Annotated in this window: 8 protein-coding genes and 1 pseudogene; 1 reads left to right on the plus strand and 8 read right to left on the minus strand. The window is 67.1% G+C overall.

The genetic code is table 11. The annotated features are described in order from the left end of the window. Positions 1-122: 122 nt before the first annotated feature. The 4 genes from WA805_RS13955 to WA805_RS13970 all read right to left on the minus strand — a co-directional run bounded on the left by WA805_RS13955 (position 123) and on the right by WA805_RS13970 (position 4494). Positions 123-2714 (minus strand): ATP-dependent Clp protease ATP-binding subunit, encoded by a 2592-nt coding sequence (locus tag WA805_RS13955; RefSeq protein ID WP_422278575.1) that lies wholly within the window; start codon positions 2712-2714, stop codon positions 123-125. Between the two features lie 372 nt (positions 2715-3086). Continuing rightward, positions 3087-3410, minus strand: a complete 324-nt coding sequence (locus tag WA805_RS13960; RefSeq protein ID WP_422278573.1) for a histone-like nucleoid-structuring protein Lsr2 — start codon at positions 3408-3410, stop codon at positions 3087-3089. A 216-nt stretch (positions 3411-3626) separates the two neighbouring features. Further along, complete coding sequence (locus WA805_RS13965) at positions 3627-3803, minus strand: hypothetical protein (RefSeq protein ID WP_422278571.1); 177 nt, start codon at positions 3801-3803, stop codon at positions 3627-3629. A 187-nt stretch (positions 3804-3990) separates the two neighbouring features. After that, complete coding sequence (locus WA805_RS13970; protein WP_422278569.1) at positions 3991-4494, minus strand: amino-acid N-acetyltransferase; 504 nt, start codon at positions 4492-4494, stop codon at positions 3991-3993. Between the two features lie 219 nt (positions 4495-4713). On the opposite strand from WA805_RS13970, the gene WA805_RS13975 reads away from it, so the two are divergent. Then, on the plus strand, positions 4714-5694 hold the full coding sequence (locus WA805_RS13975; RefSeq protein WP_424559531.1) for a C40 family peptidase: 981 nt from the start codon (positions 4714-4716) through the stop codon (positions 5692-5694). An 11-nt stretch (positions 5695-5705) separates the two neighbouring features. On the opposite strand, the gene lysX is transcribed toward WA805_RS13975, so the two are convergent. The 4 genes and pseudogenes from lysX to WA805_RS13995 all read right to left on the minus strand — a co-directional run. After that, on the minus strand, positions 5706-7133 hold the full coding sequence (lysX, locus tag WA805_RS13980; protein WP_425242548.1) for a bifunctional lysylphosphatidylglycerol synthetase/lysine--tRNA ligase LysX: 1428 nt from the start codon (positions 7131-7133) through the stop codon (positions 5706-5708). A gap of 66 nt (positions 7134-7199) precedes the next feature. Beyond that, on the minus strand, positions 7200-8021 hold the full coding sequence (locus tag WA805_RS13985) for a type III pantothenate kinase (protein WP_422278565.1): 822 nt from the start codon (positions 8019-8021) through the stop codon (positions 7200-7202). After that, a complete protein-coding gene (gene panC / locus WA805_RS13990; RefSeq protein ID WP_425242547.1) occupies positions 8005-8877 on the minus strand; it encodes a pantoate--beta-alanine ligase in 873 nt (290 codons plus the stop codon). The genes WA805_RS13985 and panC overlap by 17 nt, the downstream gene beginning before the upstream one ends. After that, positions 8874-9020: pseudogene (locus WA805_RS13995) on the minus strand (oxidoreductase); the annotation flags it as partial. The gene panC and the pseudogene WA805_RS13995, both read right to left, overlap by 4 nt.

A 9020-nucleotide genomic window follows, 5' to 3' on the forward strand; every position in this document is an offset into this window, starting at 1 on the left:
GGGGCGCAGTGGTGTCGAGACGCGTTGTTCGGGGCCGCTCTGGAGGCCCCGACTGAACGCGCCGAAACACCACAAGCCCCGCGCGACCAACGGGCCGCGCGGGGCTTGTGGGTTAAACCGAGCTAGCCGAGCGCCTGAGCCGTACCCGGCCCTTCGCTGGCCGCCGAGCCGCCACCGGTGTTGGTGGGGCCGGTAGCCGGCTCTGCGGCCGCCACGGCCGCGACCGTCGCCTCTTCGGGCACGGACTCGGGCTTCGGGACGCCGGTGAAGGTGAACTTCACGTCTTCGCCGCTGCCCTCGCCCTCGGTGTCCACGATCACGATCTGGCCTGGCCGCAGCTCGCCGAACAGGATCTTCTCGGACAGCGCGTCCTCGATCTCCCGCTGGATCGTGCGGCGCAGCGGACGGGCGCCGAGCACCGGGTCGTAACCGCGCTTGGAGAGCAGCTCCTTGGCGGGCTCCCGGACCTCGATGCCCATGTCGCGGTCCTTCAGCCGGTCGTCGACCTTGGCGACCATCAGGTCCACGATCTGGAAGATCTCGTCCCGCTCCAGCTGGTGGAACACGATGATGTCGTCCACCCGGTTGAGGAACTCGGGCCGGAAGTGCTGCTTCAGCTCCTCGCCGACCTTCGACTTCATCCGGTCGTACGAGCCCTTGGACTCGCCCTGCTTGGCGAACCCGACGGACACGCCCTTGGAGATGTCCTTCGTCCCCAGGTTCGTGGTCATGATGATCACGGTGTTCTTGAAGTCCACCATGCGACCCTGAGCGTCGGTGAGACGCCCGTCTTCCAGGATCTGGAGCAGCGAGTTGAAGATGTCCGGGTGGGCCTTCTCGATCTCGTCGAACAGGACCACAGAGAACGGCCGGCGGCGCACCTTCTCGGTGAGCTGGCCGCCCTCCTCGTAGCCCACGTAACCGGGCGGCGAGCCGAACAGCCGGGACACCGTGTGCTTCTCCATGTACTCGGACATGTCGAGCTGGATCAGCGAGTCCTCGTCGCCGAACAGGAACTCCGCCAGCGTCTTGGACAGCTCCGTCTTGCCGACGCCGGACGGCCCCGCGAAGATGAACGAGCCACCGGGCCGCTTCGGGTCCTTCAGGCCGGCCCGGGTCCGCCGGATGGCCTGCGACAGCGCCCTGATCGCGTCGTTCTGACCGATCACGCGCTTGTGCAGCTCGTCTTCCATGCGCAGCAGGCGCTGCGACTCTTCCTCGGTGAGCTTGAAGACAGGGATGCCGGTCGCGGTGGCGAGGACCTCGGCGATGAGCTCCTCGTTGACCTCAGCGACCACGTCCATGTCGCCGGCCTTCCACTCCTTCTCCCTGGCGGCCTTCTTGCCGAGCAGCTGCTTCTCGGTGTCCCGCAGCGCGGCTGCCTTCTCGAAGTCCTGGGAGTCGATCGCCGACTCCTTCTCCTTGCGCACCTGGGCGATCTTCTCGTCGTACTCGCGCAGGTCCGGCGGCGCCGTCATGCGGCGGATGCGCATCCGCGATCCGGCCTCGTCGATCAGGTCGATCGCCTTGTCCGGCAGGAACCTGTCGCTGATGTAGCGGTCCGCGAGCTGCGCCGACGCGACGAGCGCGCCGTCGGTGATGGACACCCGGTGGTGTGCCTCGTACCTGTCGCGCAGGCCCTTGAGGATCTCGATGGTGTGCGAGATCGTCGGCTCCGCGACCTGGATGGGCTGGAACCGGCGCTCGAGAGCGGCGTCCTTCTCCAGGTACTTGCGGTACTCGTCAAGGGTGGTCGCGCCGATCGTCTGCAGTTCACCACGGGCGAGCATGGGCTTGAGGATCGACGCCGCGTCGATCGCGCCCTCTGCCGCGCCCGCGCCGACGAGCGTGTGGATCTCGTCGATGAACAGGATGATGTCGCCGCGGGTGCGGATCTCCTTGAGCACCTTCTTGAGCCGCTCTTCGAAGTCACCGCGGTACCGCGACCCGGCGACGAGCGCGCCGAGGTCGAGCGTGTAGAGCTGCTTGTCCTTGATCGTCTCCGGCACCTCGCCCTTGACGATCTTCTGCGCCAGGCCCTCGACCACCGCGGTCTTGCCGACGCCGGGGGCGCCCACCAGGACCGGGTTGTTCTTGGTGCGCCGGGACAGCACCTGCATGACCCGCTCGATTTCCTTCTCCCGGCCAATCACCGGGTCCAGCTTGCCTTCGCGGGCGCCCTGGGTCAGGTTCCGGCCGAACTGGTCGAGCACGAGCGAGGTGGACGGCGCCGATTCCGTGCTCCCGCTCGCCGCCGATCCGGCGGGCTCCTTGCCCTGGTACCCGTGCAGCAACTGGATGACCTGCTGGCGCACGCGGTTCAGGTCCGCGCCAAGCTTGACGAGGACCTGGGCTGCCACGCCGTCGCCCTCGCGGATCAGGCCGAGCAGGATGTGCTCAGTGCCTATGTAGTTATGACCGAGCTGCAGCGCCTCGCGCAGCGATAGCTCAAGGACCTTCTTGGCACGCGGAGTGAACGGGATGTGTCCCGACGGCGCCTGCTGGCCCTGGCCGATGATCTCCTCGACCTGCTGGCGGACCGCCTCCAGGCTGATGCCAAGCGACTCGAGCGCCTTGGCCGCCACACCCTCGCCCTCATGGATGAGGCCGAGCAGGATGTGCTCCGTGCCAATGTAGTTGTGATTGAGCATCCTGGCTTCTTCTTGCGCCAGGACGACAACCCGCCGCGCCCGGTCGGTAAACCTCTCGAACATGTCGTGCTCTCCTCACAGCGGGGAACCGGCAGGCTCGGCGTGCCTGCTGCTCCGCATGGTAGCCGCGTGCCCGATCCTGTACTTAACGCGATTATGCGCCACCTACAGAAGAACTTCCCCGGACACTGCGCCTTCACCCCCATCCAACAGCGTGAAGTCGCAGGGTAGTTCCAAGTACGCCGGAAGCGAACGCGCCGCGTGACCAGCGCAGTCCGGCAAGCGGAGGCCTGGCAGGGGGGCGGGCATGACGCGGACGTAAGGGGGATGTAAGACCGTGACGCGGGGAACAGGCAAACCGGGACGCGGGAGAGGTTAGCGGAGGACGACAGCCGCCCGGGTCTGCGGAACGCCCGGGCGGGCGAGCTGGTGATGCTAGTGGGCGGCCTCGTACTCGGCCACGATGTTGGCGGGAATGCGACCGCGCTCATTGACCTTGAAGCCGCGCGACTTCGCCCACTCACGGATTCGCGCGCTCTGCTCCCGGCCTGCTCCGCTGCGTGCGCGGCGGCGGCGTGCGGGCGCGTTCGACTTCCTGGCGTGGTCGACATAGTGGGCTAGCTCTTTGCGTAGCTCGCCAGCGTTGCCGGAACTCAGGTCGATCTCATAGGAGAGACCGTCCAGTCCAAAGGACACGGTCTCAGTCGCTTCGCTTCCATCGAGATCATCGACGAGAAGCACCTGCACCTTCTGTGCCATGGATTCAGCCCTTCTGCGGAGCAAACCATTTCGGAAGCTAAAGATATACCCATCGGTAGGCATATTACAATTGACAACAGCGCACTTTCTCATGGGACATCTGTGGCACACTCTCATGACAAGACTGACCGGTAACTCTAAGTAATCGCGCATTCGGTGCACAGTTAGCATTAGGCCGTCATCGCAAGTCAGATAAACACGCCGTCGTACGAAATATCAGCTTTCGCTTCGCTCGCCCGGTTCATGTGACCGTTCACTGGTCTGGTGACCATCGGCCGCGGCCCGCTTGCGCCGCTTGGGCGCCAACTCGCGGCGCAACAGCATCCATCCGCCGATTAGAAAAGCCACGCAGACAATCGCCGACGGCGCGAGTGCGGCAAGGTCCTGCGGCATGAAGGTCACCTCCGCCCGTGGTCTAGCGGCAGGCGAGCTGAGCGCCGCCCGCACTTAGCACTCTACCTTCGGCCCGGCGCGCCAGGGCTGCCGGAGCCCGCTGGTCCCGCGCTGCCGTTCCCTTGCGGCTGAGGAAACACAGAATTACCAGGTCATTGCTCGTGCCCGCGGAATTCGGCGGCCAGGTTCACAACCGGAGCAGCATGCGCGTGTTGCCCAGCGTGTTCGGCTTGACGCGATCCAGGTCGAGGAACTCCGCGACCCCGTCGTCATATGAACGGAGCAACTCCGCGTAGACCTCAGGAGCCACTGGGGTTCCGCTGATTTCGGTGAATCCGTGTCGCTCGAAGAAGGACACGGCGAAGGTCAGCACAAAAACGCGCGCTACACCAAGTTGCCTGGCGCGGTCAAGCAACTCGTCCACGATGATGTGGCCGATGCCGGAACCGCGCCTGCTCTCGGCTACCGCGAGCGTCCGGATCTCGGCCAGATCCTCCCACATAACGTGCAGTGCCCCGCACCCGGCAACCATGCCGTCAGCGGAACTCTCGGCGACGCAGAACTCCTGGATGTCCTCGTAGAGATTCACGGTGTGCTTGTCCAGCAACCGTCGCGATCCCACGTTCTGGTCGATCAGCGCACGGATTACCGGAACATCCCTGGTGCGCGCTTGCCTGACTATGTACCCCATCGCGGGGACTACTGTAGCGCCATAATTGAATGGGCCAGTAGACGAAGTTGCCATGCCCCGCTTCGGCACGCGATCGGTTCATCACGATCCGGCGTCAACGGCGCGCTCCCATACCACATCCGGCGAATCGGCGAAGGCGGAACATCGCAGCCGTTAGAAAGGCAAAACTTCTAGCGAGTCGGATGGCAGCGGCCCGGGGATCCGATATCGTGCATCGATGTGCGCACGATAAGGAGGGTTGCGCCGCTGGCGGCGACCGCGATCGCGGTTGCCCTGCTGCTCCAGCCAGGCGCTAGCGATGCTGAGACGACCCTGCCGCAGCCATCTCTCGGCGCGCTCGTCGCGCAAGCGAGGCAGCTTTCCAATCAGGTTGACTCGCTGAGCCAGCAGTTCGACGGCCTGCAGATCCAGATCGCCAACGCGAAGACGCAGGAGCGGCTCGCCAAGCTCGCCGCCGCCCGCGCGCAAAAGGCGATGGCGGGCAGCCAGCTGGCGGTCAGCCAGCTCGCCGCCATGGGCTACATGAACCAGGGGTTCGATCCCACGCTCCAGATGCTGACCAGCGGGGACCCGGGGCTGTTCCTGAACCAGGCCTCGACCGTCCTCGAGATCAACGATCAGGCCGGTATGCGGCTGACCAACCTGCAGAAGATGCAGATCGCCTCTCAGCGGGCGCAGGTGACCGCTCAGGAAGAGATCGCCACGGTCAACCAGCTGCAGGGGCAGATCAACGGCAAGGTCAAGGCCATCCAGTCCAAGCTCGACATCCTGAACAGCTCGGCGATGGCCCAGGCGATGGCGATCTTCGACCAGACCGGTTCCTACCCGGACGTGATACTGCCCGAGGCGACCAATGTGGACACGACGGCGCTGCGCGCCGCGCTGACCCAGCGCGGCAAGCCCTATGTATGGGGAGCGGCGGGCCCGGACTCTTACGACTGCTCGGGGCTGGTTGTCTGGGCCTTCGCCCAGGAAGGCATCTCGCTGCCGCACTACACGGGATCGCTGTGGAACTCCGGCATGCACGTGTCCCGTGACCAGCTCGAGCCAGGCGACCTGGTGTTCTTCTTCGCCGACATCAGCCACGTGGGCATCTACATCGGCAACGGGCTGATGGTGGACGCGCCGAGCGCCGGGCAGGACGTCCAGGTCCAGGCCGTGTTCTGGAACGCCTACGTAGGCGCGGTGCGCATCGCCTAGCGGCCTGGAACCTAGGCGCCGGGCCTGACGAAGGGGAACAGGATCGTCTCCCTGATGTTCTCACCGGTCAGCATGATCATCAGGCGGTCCAGCCCCATCCCCATGCCGCCGGAAGGCGGCATGGCGTACTCCAGGGCCAGCAGGAAGTCCTCGTCGAGCTGCATCGCCTCCGGGTCGCCCCCGGCGGCGAGCAGCGACTGCGCCGTCAGCCTGGCGCGCTCCTCCACCGGGTCGACGAGCTCCGAGTAGCCGGTCCCCAGCTCCGCGCCGAACGCCACCAGGTCCCACCGTTCCGCCAGTCGCGGGTCAGTGCGGTGCTGGCGCGTCAGCGGGGACACCTCGACGGGGAAATCACGGTAGAACGTCGGCGCCACGGTCTGCTTCTCCACGAGGCGCTCGTACATCTCGAGGATGACCTGGCCCCGGTTCCAGGCAGGCTGCAGCGGCACTTCCGCCTTCGCGCACAGCTCAATCAGCACCGGCAGCCCGGTGTCAGGCGTGACGGACTCGCCGAGCGCCGCGGAGATGGCCTCGTGCACGGGGATCGAGGGCCAGGACCCGCCGATGTCGTGCTCGGTCCCGTCGGCCCGCCTGATCACTGTCGACCCGAACGCCGCCACCGCCGCGCCCTGCGCCAGCGACTGCGTCAGCTCGCCGATCGTGTTGTAGTCCCCGTACGCCTCGTAGGCCTCGAGCATCGTGAACTCGGGGTTATGGGTGCTGTCCACGCCCTCGTTCCTGAAGTTCCTGCCGATCTCGAAGACCTTCTCGATCCCGCCGACGGCGAGCCGCTTCAGGTACAGCTCGAGCGCGATCCGCAGGTACACGTCCACGTCGTAGGCGTTGTAGTGCGTGGTGAACGGCCGGGCGTTGGCCCCGCCGTGCAACGGCGTCAGGATCGGGGTCTCGACCTCGAGGTAGCCGCGCGCCAGCAGCGACGAGCGCACCGACTGCGTGACCGCCGAGCGCATCTCCGCCAGCCGCCGAGACGCGGGGTTTACGATCAGGTCCAGGTACCGCTGCCGCACCCGCGCCTCGGGGTCCGTCAGCCCGGCGTGCTTCTCTGGCAGCGGGCGCAGCGACTTGGCGGTGATCGCGAACGAGTGGGCCAGCACGGAAAGCTCGCCGGACCGCGACGTGATCACCTCGCCGGTCACCCCGACGTGATCCCCGAGGTCGACGTCCCGCTTCCAGTCGGCCAGCCGCTCGGCGCCTACCTCGTCGAGGCGGATCATCGCCTGGATGTCGCCGGTGCCGTCGCGCAGCGTCGCGAAGCAGATCTTGCCGCCGATCCTGGACAGCATGACGCGCCCGGCCACGCCCACGATCTCGCCGGTCGCCGTGTCCTTCGGCAGGTCCGGGTACTTCTCCCGCAGCGCGGCGGCGGTCGTCGTCCGCGGGTACCCCACGGGATAAGGGTCCACGCCAGACGCGAGCATCCGCGCGCGCTTCTCCAGCCGGACGCGTACCTGCTCCGGAACGTTGTCGTCAGCCACGCCCGAAGGTTACCGGCGATCGCCGCCCGGCGGCACATTGGTTTCCCTGGCCGTGTTGCGTTCCCACACGAGGCGCAGGCCGATCAGCGTGAGCCACGGCTCATGCGCGTCGATGATCGACACTTCGCCGATGACCAGCGGCGCCAGGCCGCCCGTCGCGATCACCGTCACCGCGTCGGGGTCGTCAGGGGACAGCTCCGCCGCCATCCGGCGCGCGATCCCCTCCACCTGCCCGGCGAACCCGTAGACGATCCCGGACTGCAGCGCCTCGACGGTGTTCTTCCCGACCACCCGCTGCGGCCTGGTCAGCTCCACCTTGAGCAGCTGAGCGGCGCGCCGGGACAGCGCGTCCACCGAGATCTCGATCCCCGGCGCGAGGGCGCCGCCGACGAACTCGCCGCGCGCGCTGACCGCGTCGAAGTTGGTCGAGGTGCCGAAGTCGACCACGATGGCCGGCCCGCCGTACAGGTGCATGGCGGCGAGCGAGTTCATGATCCGGTCGCTGCCGACCTCTTTCGGGTTGTCCATCCGGATCGGCACGCCGGTCTTCACCCCAGGCTCGACGATCACGGTCGGCACGTCCGCGTAGTACCTGCCGCACAGCTCACGCATCTCGTGCAGTACCGAGGGCACCGTGGAGCACAGCGATATCCCGTCCAGGTCGGATTCCTTGACCGTCGCCGACCGTGCGAGCAGCCCGTGCAGCAGGGCCGCGATCTCGTCCGCGGTCCGGTCCGGCACGGTCGCGATCCGCCAGTGCTCGACGACCGTGTCGCCGTCGAACACCCCCAGCACCATGTTGGTGTTCCCGATGTCAATCGTCAGCAGCATCGCGTCCCGTCCCGACCTGGATCGTCACGTTGTCGATCAGCCGCGTCGTGCCGAGGCGTGCGGCGATGGCGAGGGTTGCCGGTCCGGAAAAATCATCACTCAGAACGAGCTCGTAAGTTCCCGCGGAAACAAGAGCCAGGTAATCCACATCGAGGGAGCCCCCCTCCTCGGCCAGCACCTGCCGGGCATCGTCGAGCACCGCGCGGGGACCGCGCCCGGCGGCCGCCCCGCCTACGGCAAGGGCTTTGTGCAGGACAGTCGCCACCGTACGTTCCGATGAAGACAGGTACTTGTTCCTGCTCGACAACGCGAGCCCGTCCGCGGCGCGCACCGTCGGCACGCCCTCGATCTCGATGCCGAGCGCGAAGTCGGCGACCATCTGGCGCACCAGCGCGAGCTGCTGCGCGTCCTTCTGGCCGAACACGGCGACGTCCGGGCGCACCAGGCTGAACAGCTTGAGCACCACGGTCAGCACGCCCTGGAAGAACCCGGGGCGGAACTCGCCCTCGAGGATCTCACCCGCCGCGCCGGGATCGACGGTCACGAGCTGCCGCCGCGGGTACATCTCGCCGACGCCGGGCGCGAACACGAGGTCAACGTGCTCGGCCGCGCAGGTTTCCAGGTCCTCCCGCAACGTCCGCGGGTACCTTTCGAGGTCCTCGTTGGGCCCGAACTGGAGCGGGTTGACGAAGATCGACACCGCGACCGTCCCCGCGGCGCCCGCGATCTCGCGCGCCCGCCGCAGCAGCGCGCGGTGCCCGTCGTGCAGCGCGCCCATCGTGGGCACGAGGACCACGGGGCCGGGTAGTTTGTCGCGGGCCGCCTTGAGCTCCGCGCGGGTGGTGGCGACGATCATTCGTCTCCCAGGACGCCGAGCAGCCGTTCCGCGTCGTTCGGCTTGAGCAGCCCGGTCGCCAGCGCCCGGTCGGCGGTCAGCCGCGCCAGCGCCAGGTAGGCGGGGAGCGCGCCGGGCTCCGCCTCCCGGATGGCCGCCAGGTG

This window comes from Trebonia sp. (assembly GCF_049794275.1).
Lineage (GTDB): Bacteria > Actinomycetota > Actinomycetes > Streptosporangiales > Streptosporangiaceae > Trebonia.

Excerpts from the sequence above, each read along its gene's own strand:
- WA805_RS13955 (WP_422278575.1), bottom strand. The coding sequence starts at position 2,714 with ATGTTCGAGAGGTTTACCGACCGGGCGCGGCGGGTTGTCGTCCTGGCG.
- WA805_RS13960 (WP_422278573.1), bottom strand. The coding sequence starts at position 3,410 with ATGGCACAGAAGGTGCAGGTGCTTCTCGTCGATGATCTCGATGGAAGC.
- WA805_RS13965 (WP_422278571.1), bottom strand. The coding sequence starts at position 3,803 with ATGCCGCAGGACCTTGCCGCACTCGCGCCGTCGGCGATTGTCTGCGTG.
- WA805_RS13970 (WP_422278569.1), bottom strand. The coding sequence starts at position 4,494 with ATGGGGTACATAGTCAGGCAAGCGCGCACCAGGGATGTTCCGGTAATC.
- lysX (WP_425242548.1), bottom strand. The coding sequence starts at position 7,133 with ATGCTCGCGTCTGGCGTGGACCCTTATCCCGTGGGGTACCCGCGGACG.
- WA805_RS13985 (WP_422278565.1), bottom strand. The coding sequence starts at position 8,021 with ATGCTGCTGACGATTGACATCGGGAACACCAACATGGTGCTGGGGGTG.
- panC (WP_425242547.1), bottom strand. The coding sequence starts at position 8,877 with ATGATCGTCGCCACCACCCGCGCGGAGCTCAAGGCGGCCCGCGACAAA.